The organism is Methanothermobacter sp. KEPCO-1, from assembly GCF_008033705.1.
In the GTDB taxonomy this organism is placed as follows: Archaea; Methanobacteriota; Methanobacteria; order Methanobacteriales; family Methanothermobacteraceae; genus Methanothermobacter; species Methanothermobacter marburgensis.
This window is the reverse complement of record NZ_CP042937.1, coordinates 163789-180108: the sequence shown is the minus strand read 5'-3', so window position 1 is coordinate 180108 and position 16320 is coordinate 163789. Positions and strand designations below refer to the sequence as shown.

The window sequence follows — 16320 nt, the reverse complement described above, 5'->3', positions numbered from 1 at the left end:
ATTTAAAACTTTCAGCTTGCTTTTTTTGAAAAAACCTTTAACCAGATTAAACCATATTATATATATGCACATTTAATGTGCAGATAGCAGGAGATAGGTAAATGATAAAACATCTGTATGTAATAGCTGCCATTGCAGTGCTCCTCATTTTATCAGGAACCGCCTCTGCAGCCGACATCTATGTCAACGCCACTGGGGGGTCCGATGATAATGATGGGCTCTCATGGGCGGCTGCCAAGGCAACCATTGGAAACGCAACCCTCTCCGCGGCATCAGGTGACAGGATCTGGCTCGCGGATGGTGAATACAGGGGTGATGGTAACAGGGACGTAGTGATAGACAGGAACCTCACCATCACAGGCCAGTCAACCACCGGTACAGTGATTGACTGCGAATACCTGGGCAGGGCCTTCAGCGTCCAGCAGGGTGTCAGTTTCACCCTCAGAAACCTCACAGTGAAGAGGGGAAACGAAAACCATGGTGGAGCCATCCTGAACCAGGGTAACCTGACTGTCGAGGGATGCACGTTCCTTGAGAACATGGGATACAGGGGTGGGGCAATTAACAGCCGCGGTAACACCCATATTACCTCAGCAACATTTCAGGATAACAGTGCTTCTGAAACTGGCGGTGCTCTTCATGTGGCTGGATATCAGCCCTCAGATTCTGCAGTGGTCATAGACTCATCATTCACATCAAACGACGCAAAGTATGGTGGGGCAGTTGCAACAGATTACACCCGTCCCCTAAATGTTCTACTGAGGGGAAGCACGTTCTCAGGCAACACAGCATGGTACGGCGGCGGATTTCTTGCAGACAATGTCAATGCAACCGTTGAGGGATGCACCTTTGAGGAGAACGTGGCATCAGCACACGGCGGCGCAATCAGGAACAACTACGGCAACCTCACAGTTAGAAGAAGCACATTCACAGATAACAGTGCAGGCTTTGCTGGGGGAGGTATAAGCAATGTCCGGGCTGCCCTGGCAAATATCACAGAGTCCACGTTCACAGGTAACCTTGCAGAGACCTGGAGTCAGGGATCAGCGGTCCTCAGCTATTTCACCATTGCGCTGGTCAACTTCTGCCGCATCCTGAACAACCCTGGCGCCGATGTGTTCTGTGAGGACGGCCCGCAGGTGGATGCCAGATTCAACTGGTGGGGGTCCAACACACCGGACTTCACTGAACTCACAGCAGGTGACGTTGATGCAACGCCATGGATCATCCTCACACTGGTTGCAAATCCATCAACCGTTACCGTGGGGGGCACCTCCCTCATAAGGGCGGACCTTCTCCATGACAGTGCAGGCACACTCCATGCAACCAGTGTACCATACACGGGTGTTGTGGGCTTCGAAACAACCTATGGTACAATCACCGATGCTCTGATGAGCGGTGGGGTTGCATCCTCAACCCTCAGGAACCTCAATGCACCGGGGGTTGCAGTGGTGTCCGCGGTTCTGGACAACCAGGTGGTTAACACCCAGGTAACCGTTAGACCAGCTCCACCAGCAACGGGTATAACCATCAACCAGCTTGTCGCAGCAGCCGTGAACGTCAGGAACCACTACCTGCGCTACCGTAAACTGCCAGCCTCTGTCACAATTGCATCAAAGAGGTACTCCATGGCCCAGTTCCTGGATTTACTTGCACGTGCAACTGTGCAGCTCAACTCAGGAAACCAGAACCCGTTAAGACCACGTGCTGTTGGTTACGCCGGTAGCACTGGCATCTGGAGGTCAGGTAAACTCTCAAGGCCAGCCTACGTGTCAGTGGCAGTCAGTATCAGGAACTTCATAAACAGCCAGGGAAGGGCACCCAGGTATGCCTCAACGGTCTATGGCAGGGTGAGCTTTGCGGGCCTCGTGTACAGATACAGTGAGGTACTGAGGTTCTACGGTAACAGGGGGAGGCTTCCAAACTACCTGATAATCTAAAACCCAACCCCTTATTTTTTTACTTTTTTTGAATCTCCGTAGAGTTCTAACCTTATTTTCGGTATCACTTAAACATGAACTCCTATTTCATGGGAGTTCAGTGAAAATTTTTTATCCTATAATCATTATATATACTCAAGGGGGTTTACATGATAAAGATAATTACATGGCTCTTTCTGTTTCTTGTGGGGATAATGCTTATCCCGGGATGTGTCAGTGCAGCCGATATCTATGTCAACGCCACGGGGGGGTCCGATGATAATGATGGATTCTCATGGGCGGCTGCCAAGGCAACCATTGGAAACGCGACCCTCTCTGCGGCTTCAGGTGACAGGATCTGGCTTGCGGATGGTGAATACAGGGGTGTTGGTAACAGGGACGTGCTGATAGACAGGAACCTCACCATCACCGGACAGTCAACCACCGGTACGGTGATTGACTGTGAAGCAATGGGCAGGGCCTTCAATGTGTCCTCGGGGGCGGTCCTGGTCCTCAGGAACCTCACGCTGAGAAATGGCAGTGCACCTGAGGGTGGGGCGGTGATGAACCACGGTGAACTCCAGGTGGAGAACTGCATCCTCACCTGCAACACCGCAGCCGGGGGTGGCGCCATCTACAGTGACGGTACAGTGAAACTGACTGAAAGCCACCTCATGGAGAACAGCGCAGAGGATGGTGGTGCAGTATACAGTAAGGGGGTCCTTGAGGTTACAGAATCAACCTTCAACGGGAATGAGGCCTCAGGGTGCGGGGGGTCCATATACAGCGCCCCATACTCATCCCTTAACATCAGGGACTCATCATTTGCACTTGGCCATGCAGGGACTGGTGGCGCGATTTACACTGGAGGAGATACAACCATATGCGACTCCACCATTGCAATGAACACCGCAGACAGCCATGGTGGCGGGTTATATGTGTGGGCAGCAGACGGTACGGAAATCACGGTTACTGTGACCAACTCCATGTTTCTCTACAACAATGCAAGCTATGGTGGGGGAATCTCAGGATTCAGAAACCCTGACGATTCATCACTGAATTTACAGGTTTCAGACTCACTCTTCAGGTCAAACCTTGCAGATTACGGTGCCGGTATCCATGCAGAAAATGTTAACACCACAGTATCAGGGTGCACATTTGAGGAGAACGTGGCATCAGCACACGGCGGAGGAATCAGGAACAACTACGGCAACCTCACCGTTAGCAGAAGCACATTCACAGATAACAGGGCAGCATACGCTGGTGGCGGTGTAAGTTCTTTCCTCGCGGTGCTTGCAAATATCACAGAGTCCACGTTCACAGGTAACACTGCAGAGTCATGGGGGCAGGGATCAGCGGTCCTCAGCTACTTCACCATTGCACTGGTCAACTTCTGCCGCATCCTGAACAACCCTGGCGCCGATGTGTTCTGTGAGGACGGCCCGCAGGTGGATGCCAGGTTCAACTGGTGGGGCTGTAACACACCGGACTTCACTGAACTCACAGCAGGTGATGTTGCTGCAGCACCATGGATGGTCCTCACATTAACCGCAAATCCAGCGGCTGTTGCTGCAGGGGGCACCTCAGTCATAACAGCCGACCTGAGGCATGACAGTGCCGGGGGATACCATGACACATTCTTCGTCCCCTACACAGGTAATGTGGACTTCTCGGCCACCGCAGGGAGCATCGATGATGCTGTGATGTCCCATGGAACTGCATCCTCAACACTCACAGGTCTGGCAGCACCGGGTACAGTGACAGTGACCGGGGCCCTTGACGCTGAAAGCGCCTCAGTGGATGTGAATGTCCTCAAGGTTCCATCATCCATCACAGTGGAAGACACTGAAACTGTTGAGGGCGACGCATTCAATTTAAGGGCACGTTTAATGGCACAGAACCCCATCCCAGGTAAGGTCATCATTTTCAGAATAAATGGAGTTCACATGGGAGGTTCAACCACCGGTTCAGATGGATGGGCAACCCTCAACCTTCCAGGTATATTCCCGCCGGGTATCTACAATGTGACTGCAGAGTTCCAGGGTGATGAACTCCTCAATAACAGTTCATGCCGGGCAGACCTCAGGATCCTCAGGAAGGCGGCATTTGAACTCTCAAACCTCACCGTAGTTCCACTCTCAGGGGCAGCCCCCCTCAGGATCAGTGTCTCTGCCAGGGTCAGGAATACCGGTGAGGCCCCGGGCGAGTACCGTGCAGAGCTCCTTGTGAATTCGGTGCCTGTCGCATCAATGGTGATTTCACTTGCCGCTGGCGAATCAGGGGATTTGAGGTTCAACCACACCATCACCAGGGATGGTGTGTACCTGGTGACAGTGGGGGGCCTTCCTGCAAGGACGGTTACGGTTAAATCCCAGGGTTTAACTGTTAAACAGATTGCAGCTGCCGCTCTGAGTGTGAGGAACCACTATGCACGCTACCGTAAACTGCCAGCATCTGTAACAGTGGCTGGTAAGGCTTACAGCATGGCCCAGTTCCTGGATTTACTTACACGCGCCACGGCACAGCTCAACTCAGGAAACCAGAATCCACTGAAACCACGCGCTGTTGGTTACCTTGGTAGCACAGGCACATGGAGGTCAGGTAAACTCTCAAGGTCAGCCTACGTGTCAGTGGCAGTCAGTATCAGGAACTTCATAAACAGCCAGGGAAGGGCACCCAGGTATGCCTCAACATCCTACGGACAGGTGAGCTTTGTTGGCCTTGTGTACGTATACAGCAGGGTACTGGCGTTCTACGGTGCAAATGGCAGGTTACCGGGTGATATAACAATTTAAAACCCTTTATTTATTTTTTGTCTTCAATGATAACCTCTTCATTTATTCTCAAGGGTCTCAAGGGTTTTCCTGATCTTTTCGGTGAATTCATGAAAATCCCTGAGGTGTTCCCTGAGGATCCTGAATGTTATACGGTCATCTATCTTACCATACCTGTGGACCACGATGTTTCTGAATCCCCTCATTGCCTTTACTTTCCTGAAGGTTTCCTCGTCTATTATTCCGGCTCCCAGAAGGTTCTCAAGCACATCACCATCTGATCCAGGGACACCGAGTTTCAGGTCGGAGTTGAGGATGGAACATATGTCAAAGACATTTTCAACAGCAAACTCAAGCCTCCTGTACATCCCATCCCTTACAAGGCCAAGACCCCGGAACTCCTCAAAGGTTTCAGGAAGGTTATCATCTATAAGATTTACGCTTTCCTCAATCTCACTTATCTTCGTGAGTATGATGGACTTTCTTATCATGATATTCACCTCATGGGGGCCATGCCGATGTAATCATAGAAGCGGTGTTTGAAGTCATCGAATTCCTTCACTGTCTCCCATGCAATGTCATGGAGGAATCTTTCACTGTCACAGTATATGACCTCACCCCTGAGTACCTGGACCCTCACATAGAGTGGGAGCTGCTGGAATATCTGGACATCGAATATTTCATCCACCTCACAGAGGACCCTCAGCCTGAAATCCGCTGCCTCATCAGGGGTTCCATCATAGTACACTGCAAGGTCTATATCAGACCACCCCTCCCCCCTGAGGGCTGAACCATAGAGTATTATGAACCTGACCCTCTCAGCGTCCTTGAAACTCCTTATCACACTGAGGAGCTCATCAATGCGGGTTCTGATAGATTCTTCCATGTGGTTACTATGATCATCATATATCTTAAATTGCTGGTCATGTACTTTCACAGCCAGATAATGATGCTGCTGATTGAAATGATCAGATCCATGTTCAGAGGGCCAGTGAGGCAAAGTGGGAACTCAAATCTACAATCCCTGAATATCGGTGAGGCTGTCGTGGCTGGACTCATGGTACCGGTCCCTGCTATGGTGAAGATAGGTGAATTCAAAAGGCAGGTTGTCTGGTGGAGACCCGGACGTGGAGTCCATCTGGCGTGGGATGAAGGGTAAAGGATAAGTATCATCAGGGTCAAGAGAATTACAGTGGTTTCCATGACAGAGGCAGATTTTAAGGATTTCTATGATGTGCTGGTTGAGAACCTTGAGTCCTTCAACGGGGAATATGCATCCTTCATAGACCATGGCCCGAAACTCTTCAAGCTCCTCGCGGACTTTCTGGGCTATGAGCACCTCAAGAGCCAGCTCAAACTCAAAATAAGCGCGGCAATAGCCTACTATGTTGTACCCATGGATGTCATCCCCGAGACGGTCTACGGTGCCTACGGGTACATTGACGACATATTCATAACAGCCTACGTCATAAGGATCCTGGCGGACGTCTATGGCTACGAGTTCCTCTCAGAGTACTGGGAGGGAGAGGAAGACCTTGAGGAGGTTGTTGAACTCTGCTATGAGAGGTCAAAGGAGGTCCTCAGGGAGAAGACAACCGATGTGCTGGAATATGTGGGTTTGATCTGATCAGCTGTTTTTCCGGACTCTGTTCTCCCAGTTCATGGCCTCAAGAACCCCAAGGATGTCATCAAGTGATTCCTTCTCCACAGTCAGTTCAATGAGTAGTTCAAAGCACTCATCATTCCTCAGGATCATGCACTTCTTCATTGATGGTAGGAGGTCCCCCAGTTCATTCATGGTATCCATGAGACCGTTACCACTCACAAGTCCGTTCATCATGAGGTTGAGGCTTTCACCGGTGGGGTTTATGTAGATTATCTCCTTTCTGTGGGCAGTGTCCTCTGAGGGGACAGGTTCTGCTGTTATTTCTTGTTCTATTCCTGTAACCGGGGTTTCTTCTGGCTTCACAGTCAGTGTGTCCAGGGTTTCTTCAGCATCTGATCCATGGTACTGGAGGTAGATCTCCTCAATTTCAGGGTTGTGTTTAAGAAGGAATCCTTCGGGGCCCTCCTCAATGAGGTCATGCTCCTGGAGGGTCCAGATCCCGGCATCCAGGGTCCCGGGTTCATCAAAGTGTTCAGCCAGTTCCTCCCTTCTGAAGGGCCCTTCACCCACGACCTCCCTGATGTTCCTGAATATGTCCCAAGCCAGTATCCGGTCATAGCATTCCCGGCACTCATCCCGTTTTCCGTCGATTGTACTGTAGAAGCTGGATTTCTTGAGTTTCCTGCCGCAGATGGGGCAGGTTCTGATCATGTCTGATTCTGTAACAAGTTCCCCTTCACCATAGGCTTCATGGAAGGCTCTGAGTTCCTCGTCCGGTTTAAGGGTGTAGGTTTCGAAGGCCGGGTTGCTCTCGATGAGGTCAAAGTCCTGCAGCAGCCAGATATGGCCAGTGATGATAAACCTCTCATCCTCATTTTCTATGATGTCGTCAACAGCAAATTCAACCCCTGGTTCAACAAGCTTTCTTATCTCAGCGAGGGCATCTGCAGCGCAGCGCCTCCTTGAGCATTCCCTGCACATGGGGGAGGTTCCATCGGATGAATTGAATTCTGTGGCGGGTTTCACCTCCCTGCACACTGAGCACTCCAGTTCACCCTCCTCAGAGGAGGCGGTGCTTTCGGTGCGGGATGGCTCCTCAAGTTCTGATCTGAGCCCTTTAAGCTCCACATTCTCTATGATGAACTTCTGGACCTCCCCTTCGGGTTTTAACCTGCAGGTACCTGATTCCCCGTCCTGCTCAAGGAGGTTGAACTCTTCGAGTATCCAGATCATGGCTGTGAATTCTGTTCTCTCCACGTCATCCATCCCGGCTGTGTAAACGTCAACTTTAATCTCATCACCGGCTTCAAAAATTGTGAGGATTCTTTCAAGGGATTCAAGGGCATAGAGTCTCCTTGAACATTCCCTGCAGATCCCCTGGGACATCTCAGTTTCGGTTTCAAGCTCTTTCTGGCAGCCAGAACAGAGTTCAAGGCCACTGACGGGTACTTTAGGTAATAAATCTTTTCGCTGATGGGATTCTGCCGCTGGAGCTTCTTTAGCTATTGTCTGATCCGTTTCCTCTGCTTTGGTGTGGTGCACGGGTTCATTCTCCAGTATCGCCCCTGTTTTCAGGGCGTTCGGGTCACCATCAGGTCCGGCTTCCTGGGTCCGGAGGTCATCATTCAGTTTTTCAGGGTGAGGTTCATCCCCGGGTGAATCATAAGGTTCATTCATGAATTCTTCAGGTCTTACTGCGGCCCTGAGAAGTGATTCGGCTGCAGATTTGAAGCCCAGGTTGAGTTCCATGAAGTCATCGCATTTTTCAGATAACACGTAAAGGGTTCTGAAGCTATTGAGTCCCTGATTCTTTATGAACCCGTTCCCTCCACCGCTGACATGCTTCTTTATGAAGCCCTCCCTTAGGAGAATCCAGAAGAGCAGGGAGCCGAGTTCCTCCTCATCCTTAAAGTCATCGAAGTTGAAGGGTTCCATTCCCTGAAGTGTTTCAATGGCCTTTAAAATTCGATATTTATCGTAGCATTCCCTGCAGACGCCCAGGTTCTCAGCGCCGCAGTTTTCACAGGATGAAGAAGATGATTTACTGCCGCAGGATAGGCATAAAAGTTTATCTGATTCTCTACAGCAGAGGACGCAGTTATTCATATGGCATACTCCCCTCAATACAGTATAATTTAATGTTTTTACAGCTACTTAAATCATTAACATTTACAGGGTTATAAAAAAATTTATCTATCAATTTTTAGAAACATTTAAATGACTTTAATGCCATAAAAAGGGGGTTTTTACATAATAAAACAGAAAAGGCTGGTCCCCAGGGGTAAGTCCAGATACTGGCTTCACAGAATAGATGATGATGTCCTTGAAGATATATCAAAGAACCTCGTGATTGGCTCCGTGAGGAAGAGGGGTAAACTTATAAATGAAATCCGATCAGGTGACAGGATATTCCTCTTCAAGCCCATCCCCCTCAATGGCCGGAGGACACTCTCATTTGTTGCATACACCATGGTTGAAAGTGTGTACAGTGACCCTGAAACCCTCTATGATTACTATGAATCACCAAGGAAGCTGAAGCTCAAGGGGATAAAGTTCTTCAACCCCCCCATACCCTTAGTTAAATTCAAGGATAAACTTGTTTCCTTTGATTCTAAAAAATGGTCATCAGCAACGAAATCTGAGTACAGAAAGATAGATGAGGCTGATTTCAGGACCATAAGGTCCAGGGCAAAGTTCATAGAGAAATTCCCCGCCTACCTTGAGGAGGTATCCTTCAGCATGGATGAATTCATTCTGAACTCCATCATGGGCCTCCACAGCATGCTCAGAAAGGCCGATGGCCGGAAGCAGATGGAGATAAAATCCTTCATAAAACTCCTTGATGAATTCATCCAGTCCTACGGGATTAACAAATCATATGATGAACTCGAGGAATTCTACTCAATCAACGCCTGGAGGACCGGTATAAAACACTACCCTTCACGGGATCCCGAGAGGATAGTAACACTCTACAACAGCAGAGGGGCTGGAAGAGACTTTGGATTGATATCCCTGGAATAGGAGGCTTAATATGAATGCAGAGAGTATCATAAATGCCCTTAAAAATGGCAACGTCCCCCCTGAGGGGGTGGGCGAGATATGTGTCGGGCGTGAGAGGGAACTGGAGGAGTTCGACAAGATATTCAGTAAGGTTAAGGATGGGGCTGCGGTAACAAGGTTCCTCAACGGTGAATTCGGGTCGGGGAAGTCCTTCTTCCTGAAACTCCTGGAGGAAAGGGCCCTTGCAGACAACTTCGTCGTCGCCAAGGTGACACTCAGCAGGGACGTCCCCTTCAACAAGTTCGAGGTCGTCTACAGGAGCATCGTTGCCTCACTCCGCTGCAAGACAGGCACATCCCTTGAGCACATAATTGAAAAGTGGACCACACAGCTCCGCATGATGGCCCTAATGGAAACTTCGGACCCCTACCAGCAGGAGAGGATAGTGATAGACAACATAAACAATGACCTCAAGGAGGTCCGTAAACACGCCACAACCTTCGCTGCTGCAATAGAGAACTACTACAAGCTCTCTGCACGGGGTGACCAGGAGACAGCAAAGTATGCAATGGCATGGCTCAGCGGTGAGAAGAACATACCCTACACCATAAAGAGACAGTTCGGTGTCAAGGGTGACATTGACCGGGAAAACGCCTTCAAGTACCTTGAGGCCCTCTCCTCATTCCTCAGGGCACTCAAGTACTCAGGGCTCATAATACTCATAGACGAGGCAGAGCACATAATGACCCTCCACACAAAGAAGCTGAGGGACACAGCCTACGACTACATGAGGTTCATATACGATGAGTGCAGCCTCGGTAGATTCCACAACACCCTCTTCATATTCGCAGGGACACCCGAGTTCTTTGAGGACCCCAAAATGGGCGTGCCATCCTACACAGCACTGAATGAGAGGATAGAGGACGTCCTCAACACGGAATTCAAGGACCTCAGGAAACCCATAATAAGGCTTGACGGCTTCAAGAAGGACAACCTCATGGAGCTGTCAGATCGCCTCATAAGTATGCACGAGGAGGTCTATGAATGGGAGGCAAAACCTGTCAGGGAGTCCCTTGATGGTATAATAGCAAGGCATGAGGCCAACGCGGAACTCACAGGTTACATTTCACCGAGAAACTTTGTTAAATCATTCATAAGTGTCCTTGATGTTGTCCAGCAGAACCCTGAACTCCGAAGCGAGGAGGAGATCCTTGACCTCTTCGAGGAGAAGGAGATGGAGTTTGAGGAGTTCGAGGACGAGGACTGGGTTTAGTCAGGGTGTAATCTGATGTCCTCCGAATCACTCAACCCCCGCCTCAGGCACTTCCTCGCCAACAGGCTGGGCTGGAGGAGCCTGAGGGACGTGCAGAAATCCGCCATTGAAGCCATAGGGAGGGGGGAGGACACCCTCATAGTTGCACCCACAGCCTCTGGTAAGACCGAGGCAGCCATGATACCGGTCTTCAACTCCATACTCACAGAGGGCCTCCCACCGGTCAGCCTCCTCTATGTCTCACCCCTCAAGGCACTCATAAATGACATGCACAGCAGACTGGAGTACTGGGGCAACCACTTCAACCTTGAGGTCATGAAGTGGCACGGGGATGTCCCGCCAGACACCAAGCGGAGGTTCATCAGGAACCCCACGGACATCCTTCTCATAACACCAGAGTCCCTTGAGGTCATCATGGTGAACAGGAGCCGGGATGAGAGGGAGAGGATCTTCAGAAACCTCCGATACATCATAGTGGATGAGATCCACTACTTCATAGAGTCAGACAGGGGTGTCCAGCTGAACTCCCTCCTTGCAAGGCTTGAAAGGTACACCTCTGTGAGGCCCCAGAGGATAGGGCTCTCTGCGACGGTTGGAAACCCCGAAGATGTCCTTGAGTGGATGAGCCCCTCGGGGGTTGTTGTAAAGGAGAGCTCTGATAGGAGACTCCAGTACAGGATATTCTCTGGTGGAGAAGCGGGGGTCATTGATGTTTTAAGGAGGTTAACCGGCAGGAAGGTCCTCATCTTCGTCCCATCAAGGAGGGAGGCCGAGAGGTACTACAACATCATAAGAAGGTGTCTGGATGTGGACGTCTTCATACACCACTCCTCCCTGAACAGGGAGTCACGGGAGGAGGCAGAGGAGAAATTCAAATCCATCTCAGCGGCCTTCATGGTGAGCACCAGTACACTGGAGCTTGGTATAGATGTGGGTGACATCGACGTGGTGGTACACCTGCGGAGCCCAACAACCGTGAACCAGTTCCTTCAGAGGACCGGGAGGAGCGGCAGGAGGAGCGGCAACCAGAGGACCATCATATTCCATGAGGGTGAGGTGCTCCTCGCCCTCTCGGTTGTCTCGCTGGCACTTTCAGGTAAACTTGAGATGCTCAGGATACCCCGCCGGCCCCTTGACATATACTTCCACCAGATCCTGAGCTCGGTGTTTGAGATTGAAAAACCGGGGCCCGCCGAGATATACAGGGGCCTGGGGAGGGCCCATGTATTCTCTGATATAAATCAAGGGGACTTCAGGCACCTCCTTGAATTCATGGGTGAGAGTGATTTTATAAGGAAACACGGGACCTACCTCTACCATGGCTTCAACTTTGAGAAGGTCTTCGGTAAGATGAACTTCCTGGAGTTCTACTCTGTTTTCTACCCCACCTATGAGTTCACTGTTAAGCACGGCACAAAGACAATAGGGACCCTTGACGCATTCTTCGCTGTAAAATACCTTGAGGAGGGTAGGGGCTTCGTGCTTGGTGGTGAAAACTGGATTGTGAGGGAGATAGACCATGAAAAATTCATCGTTAAGGTTAAGCCCTGCTCAAGGAAGGCGAATATACCTGACTGGAGTGGTGGCGGTGCCCCTGTGAGCTTTGAGGTTGCAAGGCACGCCTATGACATCCTCCTTGGAAACTTCAACCGGGACCTCCTCAGGTGGCTAGATGACGCATCAAGGGAGAGGATCCTATCTGAGATGGCAAGGGCCTCTGCCGCAGGTTTAACCAGGGATGTTATCCCTGTGAGTGTCGGGTCGGATGTGGAGATCCACACCTTTGGAGGGGAGAGGGTTAACGGCCTCATCTCCGATATATTCAGGATGGAGCATGATGCATACATGGTCAGGGATGATGCCTTCGCGGCGCGCTTCAGGGCGAAGGTAGACTACGATGACGTGGTATCTACTCTGAATGAGATCCCATCCATCATCTCTGAGGAGGACTTCCCCCTCAGGCTCCATGACAGGCTTGACAGGATGGTTAAGAACAAGTTCATAGAGCACCTCCCGGAGGATGTGGCGGCCCATATAAAATACAGCCTCCTCTACAGGCCGGATGAGCTCATGGGGCTGCTTGAGGCCAGCAGACCTGTTGAGGTGGAGGGCTTCAGTATTTGTGTTTTTCATGGTTCTGAGAAATAGAGATTCATCTGAATCAGAGTCTAATGATGTGTGACTAGCTTCCTGTTATCACATGTCCTCTTTTTCAGGTACAGTGTAACTGCTTATAAGGTCAGGATACATTTCAAGAACATCCTCGTCGCTAAGGAAGAGTTCAAGCGCCTCCCTGATGTTTTCAAGGGCAATTTCTTTGCTGATGCCCTGACTGGCTATGTTAAAGGGCTCACATATCGCCACGAACAGTTTTCCCTCTTTTTCAATCTTTACTGGAAGCTCAAGTTTAACTGAGGTCATCCCATCTCACCTGCAGTTCAAAGATGGGCATCTGATATGATTAATGCTTATGTTGCAGCTGCAACAGTTGCCATGACAACATTTATATGGTGCCATCCAGATAATTTCAGCATCAGAACATTGAGGATGAAGTGATGATCGACAGTGACATACCATTCAAGGGGCTCCTATCAATCATACTCAGAAGCCACCGTGTATTTGTGGCAAGGGAGTTATCCAGCCTGAAACTCACAGACGCCCAGGTGGCCTGCCTCTTCAGGATCCACAGGCAACCAGGGGTTACCCAGGATGAACTCTCATGGTTCTTCCAGGTGGACAAGGGCACCATAGCCAGGATCACAAGGCGCCTGGAGGAGAAGGGACTCATCATAAAAAAACAGGACCCCCAGAACAGGAGAAGATACAGGTTGAACCTCACGGATCAGGGCGAGGAACTGATACCCCTCATAAGGGAGGTTGAGAAAAGGTGGACAGACCTCCTATTTGAGAACCTCACCCAGGAAGAGCAGGATGAACTTATGAGGATGTGCAGGAGACTCGCAGAGGGTGCAATGAAAATAAGGGGTGTTGAGGATGACTGAGGGTGTTAAGATAATGAGGGGGGACCCCAGGAGGGCCCTCCTGAAACTCTCAGGGCCAATGATAATCGCGATGCTGCTCACATCCATCTACAACCTGGTGGATGCCATATGGGTGGCTGGCCTGGGCGGTGAGGCCCTCGCAGCCATAGGGTTCGTAACACCCCTCTACATGATACTGGTGGGGCTATCCAATGGCCTCGGGGCCGGGGCCGCATCATCGGTCTCAAGGTACCTGGGGGCCGGTGACACGGAGGGCGTGAACAACAGCGCAACCCACACGGTCATAATAACAGCCGCGGTTTCAGTTGTAATCACAGTGCTCCTTGAAATCCTCCTCGGTGACATACTCGTCTCCCTGGGGGCAGGGGAGGCCCTGAAGCCGGCATTCCAGTATGGTAGCGTGGTCTTTGCAGGTACAATCTTCACCCTATTCACAGGGGCAGCCTACGGGATACTCCGATCCGAGGGTGACGCTAAAAGGCCAATGTATGCCATGGGCCTCTCAGCGGTCCTCAACATGGTACTTGACCCCCTCCTCATATACACTGCAGGATGGGGTATAGCCGGGGCGGCCTGGGCCACCGTGATATCACAGCTTGCGGTTTCACTCGTTGTACTGTACTGGTTCCTTGGGGGCGGGACCTACACCTCCATCGGGATGAAACACTTCAGACCCGACAGGACTGTTGCCCTCTCAATACTCTCAGTTACCATACCTGCAAGTGCAGAGTTCTTTGTCATGTCCCTGGTAACCGCGGTACTCAACGGGATACTCACAGCAGTCGGCGATACCAGTGCAGTTGCAGTGTACTCTGCCGGGTGGAGGATAGTCATGCTGGCCATAGTGCCGGTGATATCGGTTGCAACCGCCCTTGTGAGTGTATCCGGGGTTGCGTATGGTTCAAGGAACTTCAGGAACCTTGAGGTGGTCCACGGTTACTCCATAAGGCTGGGGCTCATGATATCGGTTGCAACCGCCATCCTGACATTCATACTTGCCCCCTGGATCTCATGGGTGTTCTCTTACTCCCAGGCATCCGCGGACCTGGCACCCAGGATAACGGAGTTCCTGAGGGTCATCTGCCTGTTCTACCTCTTCCTCCCGCCGGGTATAATGTCAGGGTCCATCTTCCAGGGTGCCGGGAGGGGGCTCACATCCCTCACACTCTCGGCTATAAGGCAGGTCCTCCTTGTGGCGGTATTCGCCTACCTCCTTGGTGTGATCCTTGGATTCGGTGAGGTTGGTGTCTGGTGGGGTGTGGTTGCAGGTGACATCGGGGGAAGCCTCATAGCCTACCTCTGGGCCAGGCTCTTTATAGGGAGGCTCAGAAGGTATGGGGACTGATTCCCCCTTTATGAGCCTATCATGCTGTGTGGCCATGGGGGTCTGGCATCCCGCCTCTTCTAGGCTGCGGCCCCTTGTAGTGATGGGCCCTGATTTTCCCGAAGGTCCTCTCGTATTCCTCAACCTGCTCCATGAGCCACACTGCAAGTTCCTTCGCTGTTTCCGGTGACATCCTCACCTCATTCTCCACGACCCGGCAGGCACTGATCTCCTAGATTTCTGTTTCCTCGTCCCTGGGGAATAGCTCTTCAGAGAAGAGGAGGACGCGGAATTCATTTGATGAAAAACCCCCCAGGGGCACCTTTTATGTAGATGGTGTTGAGTTCTGAGGATATCACAATGGGGACTTCAACATATTTCCCACCCTAAAGGGGTTGGATGTGCTGAAGAATTCCCAGAGGCCGAGGCCGTAGCTGTCTCTCATGTAGATGTTGTACACATGTTCCAGTCAGATGTGATACAAGTTCAGGGTTTGTAACCTGCCACATCCATAGGTTCTCCACGAATGCGTCTATGTACCTTGCACCATCGTAACCTGCCTTCATTATCCCTCAAGCCATGAAGTACCTAGTTGTGAGATCCCTTGAAATGAACTGTTCCATCGTCTCATGAGGGGTCCGTCCCTTCCCGTGTCTGTGTACTCCGTACTCAGTATTCCCACTGTTGGGGAGCCGGCATGCTACCTTCCACTCTGGCTGTACCATCCTATGTACTCGGTGAGGTTACTGAATATCCTCGGTGCGTCCGGGTGGCATAGCCCAGAGCGGTCGCTGTTCAGGTGCCCCTGCGGTTACATTGAGATTGCAGAATGATGCTGCAAGGTAGAGTACGAGGTTTTTAAGGTTTCCTTTCACCGGTGTAGTTGAGGTATCTGAGGGCTTCGTTGAAGCGGGGTCAGGGTGTCATGGTCTGAAGGTCCATTATAGGGCCGTACCTGCTCCTTCCAGATGGTTCCACACAGATCATAATGGTTGAGCCTCTGTTCTTTGCATCTCTCAATTTATCCCTGAAGGACTCCCATACTGGTGATGCAAGGCAGCTTCTTGTGCCGAAGATTATGACGTCCCCTATTATGTTATAGGTTAAGTTGCTCTCGGTTCTGCCGCTCTCTGCCCTTACCCGTATGATGTTTCTGATGTAGGTGTCATTTGCCACCCTGTTTATGAGGGCGATTTCATTGGGACTTGAACTCACTATGAGTATCTTGGTAATGGTCTGATTTCCACTTTCCAGGGTACTGTTCTCTGCGAATGATGTTACAGTTGCTGCAAAGAGAAGTATCAAAAGTGCAGCGTATACAGCATGTTCTTCACAGACTCACATTTTCATGTTATTTTAAAATATTTCAAGTAATTTAAAAAGCAGTATATATAGTTTTCCGTTGTGAAGGTTGATACGCTT

At 50.7% G+C, this 16320-nt stretch carries 17 protein-coding genes; 9 read left to right on the top strand and 8 right to left on the bottom strand.

The window, feature by feature from the left end; genetic code table 11:
• Positions 1–101 precede the first annotated feature (101 nt).
• The gene (locus FVF72_RS00815; RefSeq protein WP_147670951.1) at positions 102–1940 is read left to right on the top strand and encodes a right-handed parallel beta-helix repeat-containing protein; all 1839 of its coding nucleotides are present in this window, start codon (positions 102–104) and stop codon (positions 1938–1940) included.
• Between the two features lie 149 nt (positions 1941–2089).
• Positions 2090–4714, top strand: coding sequence for a pseudomurein-binding repeat-containing protein (locus tag FVF72_RS00810; RefSeq protein WP_013295562.1), 2625 nt, complete (start codon positions 2090–2092; stop codon positions 4712–4714).
• 38 nt (positions 4715–4752) lie between these two features.
• Here FVF72_RS00810 and FVF72_RS00805 read toward each other — a convergent pair whose 3' ends face one another.
• A complete protein-coding gene (locus FVF72_RS00805) occupies positions 4753–5184 on the bottom strand; it encodes a DUF86 domain-containing protein (RefSeq protein ID WP_013295563.1) in 432 nt (143 codons plus the stop codon).
• A 5-nt stretch (positions 5185–5189) separates the two neighbouring features.
• Positions 5190–5579, bottom strand: coding sequence for a nucleotidyltransferase domain-containing protein (locus tag FVF72_RS00800; protein WP_013295564.1), 390 nt, complete (start codon positions 5577–5579; stop codon positions 5190–5192).
• Between the two features lie 9 nt (positions 5580–5588).
• Here FVF72_RS00800 and FVF72_RS00795 point away from each other — a divergent pair, with 9 nt between their 5' ends.
• The gene (locus FVF72_RS00795) at positions 5589–5852 is read left to right on the top strand and encodes a hypothetical protein (protein WP_013295565.1); all 264 of its coding nucleotides are present in this window, start codon (positions 5589–5591) and stop codon (positions 5850–5852) included.
• A gap of 42 nt (positions 5853–5894) precedes the next feature.
• On the top strand, positions 5895–6320 hold the full coding sequence (locus tag FVF72_RS00790) for a YkvA family protein (RefSeq protein ID WP_013295566.1): 426 nt from the start codon (positions 5895–5897) through the stop codon (positions 6318–6320).
• Here the strand turns inward: FVF72_RS00790 and FVF72_RS00785 are convergent, their stop codons facing one another.
• Positions 6321–8405 carry a hypothetical protein gene (locus tag FVF72_RS00785; protein WP_013295567.1) on the bottom strand — a complete coding sequence of 695 codons (2085 nt, stop codon included), beginning with the start codon at positions 8403–8405 and terminating at the stop codon, positions 6321–6323.
• A gap of 240 nt (positions 8406–8645) precedes the next feature.
• Here FVF72_RS00785 and FVF72_RS00780 point away from each other — a divergent pair, with 240 nt between their 5' ends.
• Genes FVF72_RS00780 through FVF72_RS00770 form a run of 3 tightly spaced genes read left to right on the top strand, consistent with a single transcriptional unit; the run spans position 8646 to position 12720 of the window.
• On the top strand, positions 8646–9320 hold the full coding sequence (locus FVF72_RS00780) for a hypothetical protein (RefSeq protein ID WP_231855317.1): 675 nt from the start codon (positions 8646–8648) through the stop codon (positions 9318–9320).
• Positions 9321–9330: 10 nt separating this feature from the next.
• On the top strand, positions 9331–10572 hold the full coding sequence (locus FVF72_RS00775) for a BREX system ATP-binding domain-containing protein (RefSeq protein ID WP_147670948.1): 1242 nt from the start codon (positions 9331–9333) through the stop codon (positions 10570–10572).
• A 15-nt stretch (positions 10573–10587) separates the two neighbouring features.
• Positions 10588–12720 (top strand): DEAD/DEAH box helicase, encoded by a 2133-nt coding sequence (locus FVF72_RS00770; protein WP_147670947.1) that lies wholly within the window; start codon positions 10588–10590, stop codon positions 12718–12720.
• Positions 12721–12768: 48 nt separating this feature from the next.
• Here FVF72_RS00770 and FVF72_RS00765 read toward each other — a convergent pair whose 3' ends face one another.
• On the bottom strand, positions 12769–12993 hold the full coding sequence (locus FVF72_RS00765) for a type II toxin-antitoxin system HicB family antitoxin (protein ID WP_147670946.1): 225 nt from the start codon (positions 12991–12993) through the stop codon (positions 12769–12771).
• 134 nt (positions 12994–13127) lie between these two features.
• On the opposite strand from FVF72_RS00765, the gene FVF72_RS00760 reads away from it, so the two are divergent.
• Both FVF72_RS00760 and FVF72_RS00755 read left to right on the top strand, forming a co-directional pair.
• On the top strand, positions 13128–13574 hold the full coding sequence (locus FVF72_RS00760) for a MarR family transcriptional regulator (RefSeq protein WP_147670945.1): 447 nt from the start codon (positions 13128–13130) through the stop codon (positions 13572–13574).
• Positions 13567–14919, top strand: coding sequence for an MATE family efflux transporter (locus FVF72_RS00755; protein ID WP_147670944.1), 1353 nt, complete (start codon positions 13567–13569; stop codon positions 14917–14919). Before FVF72_RS00760 ends, FVF72_RS00755 begins: the two co-directional genes overlap by 8 nt.
• 19 nt (positions 14920–14938) lie before the next feature.
• Here the strand turns inward: FVF72_RS00755 and FVF72_RS00750 are convergent, their stop codons facing one another.
• From FVF72_RS00750 to FVF72_RS00740, 4 genes are all read right to left on the bottom strand, one after another.
• Complete coding sequence (locus tag FVF72_RS00750) at positions 14939–15097, bottom strand: DUF3467 domain-containing protein (RefSeq protein WP_147670943.1); 159 nt, start codon at positions 15095–15097, stop codon at positions 14939–14941.
• A gap of 187 nt (positions 15098–15284) precedes the next feature.
• The gene (locus tag FVF72_RS00745) at positions 15285–15464 is read right to left on the bottom strand and encodes a hypothetical protein (RefSeq protein ID WP_147670942.1); all 180 of its coding nucleotides are present in this window, start codon (positions 15462–15464) and stop codon (positions 15285–15287) included.
• 177 nt (positions 15465–15641) lie between these two features.
• A complete protein-coding gene (locus FVF72_RS09345; RefSeq protein ID WP_255503752.1) occupies positions 15642–15773 on the bottom strand; it encodes a hypothetical protein in 132 nt (43 codons plus the stop codon).
• 40 nt (positions 15774–15813) lie between these two features.
• Positions 15814–16203 (bottom strand): hypothetical protein, encoded by a 390-nt coding sequence (locus FVF72_RS00740; RefSeq protein ID WP_147670941.1) that lies wholly within the window; start codon positions 16201–16203, stop codon positions 15814–15816.
• Positions 16204–16320: the final 117 nt, after the last annotated feature.

Excerpts from the sequence above, each read along its gene's own strand:
- FVF72_RS00815 (WP_147670951.1), top strand. The coding sequence starts at position 102 with ATGATAAAACATCTGTATGTAATAGCTGCCATTGCAGTGCTCCTCATT.
- FVF72_RS00810 (WP_013295562.1), top strand. The coding sequence starts at position 2,090 with ATGATAAAGATAATTACATGGCTCTTTCTGTTTCTTGTGGGGATAATG.
- FVF72_RS00805 (WP_013295563.1), bottom strand. The coding sequence starts at position 5,184 with ATGATAAGAAAGTCCATCATACTCACGAAGATAAGTGAGATTGAGGAA.
- FVF72_RS00800 (WP_013295564.1), bottom strand. The coding sequence starts at position 5,579 with ATGGAAGAATCTATCAGAACCCGCATTGATGAGCTCCTCAGTGTGATA.
- FVF72_RS00795 (WP_013295565.1), top strand. The coding sequence starts at position 5,589 with ATGATCATCATATATCTTAAATTGCTGGTCATGTACTTTCACAGCCAG.
- FVF72_RS00790 (WP_013295566.1), top strand. The coding sequence starts at position 5,895 with ATGACAGAGGCAGATTTTAAGGATTTCTATGATGTGCTGGTTGAGAAC.
- FVF72_RS00785 (WP_013295567.1), bottom strand. The coding sequence starts at position 8,405 with ATGAATAACTGCGTCCTCTGCTGTAGAGAATCAGATAAACTTTTATGC.
- FVF72_RS00775 (WP_147670948.1), top strand. The coding sequence starts at position 9,331 with ATGAATGCAGAGAGTATCATAAATGCCCTTAAAAATGGCAACGTCCCC.
- FVF72_RS00770 (WP_147670947.1), top strand. The coding sequence starts at position 10,588 with ATGTCCTCCGAATCACTCAACCCCCGCCTCAGGCACTTCCTCGCCAAC.
- FVF72_RS00765 (WP_147670946.1), bottom strand. The coding sequence starts at position 12,993 with ATGACCTCAGTTAAACTTGAGCTTCCAGTAAAGATTGAAAAAGAGGGA.
- FVF72_RS00760 (WP_147670945.1), top strand. The coding sequence starts at position 13,128 with ATGATCGACAGTGACATACCATTCAAGGGGCTCCTATCAATCATACTC.
- FVF72_RS00755 (WP_147670944.1), top strand. The coding sequence starts at position 13,567 with ATGACTGAGGGTGTTAAGATAATGAGGGGGGACCCCAGGAGGGCCCTC.
- FVF72_RS00745 (WP_147670942.1), bottom strand. The coding sequence starts at position 15,464 with ATGAAGGCAGGTTACGATGGTGCAAGGTACATAGACGCATTCGTGGAG.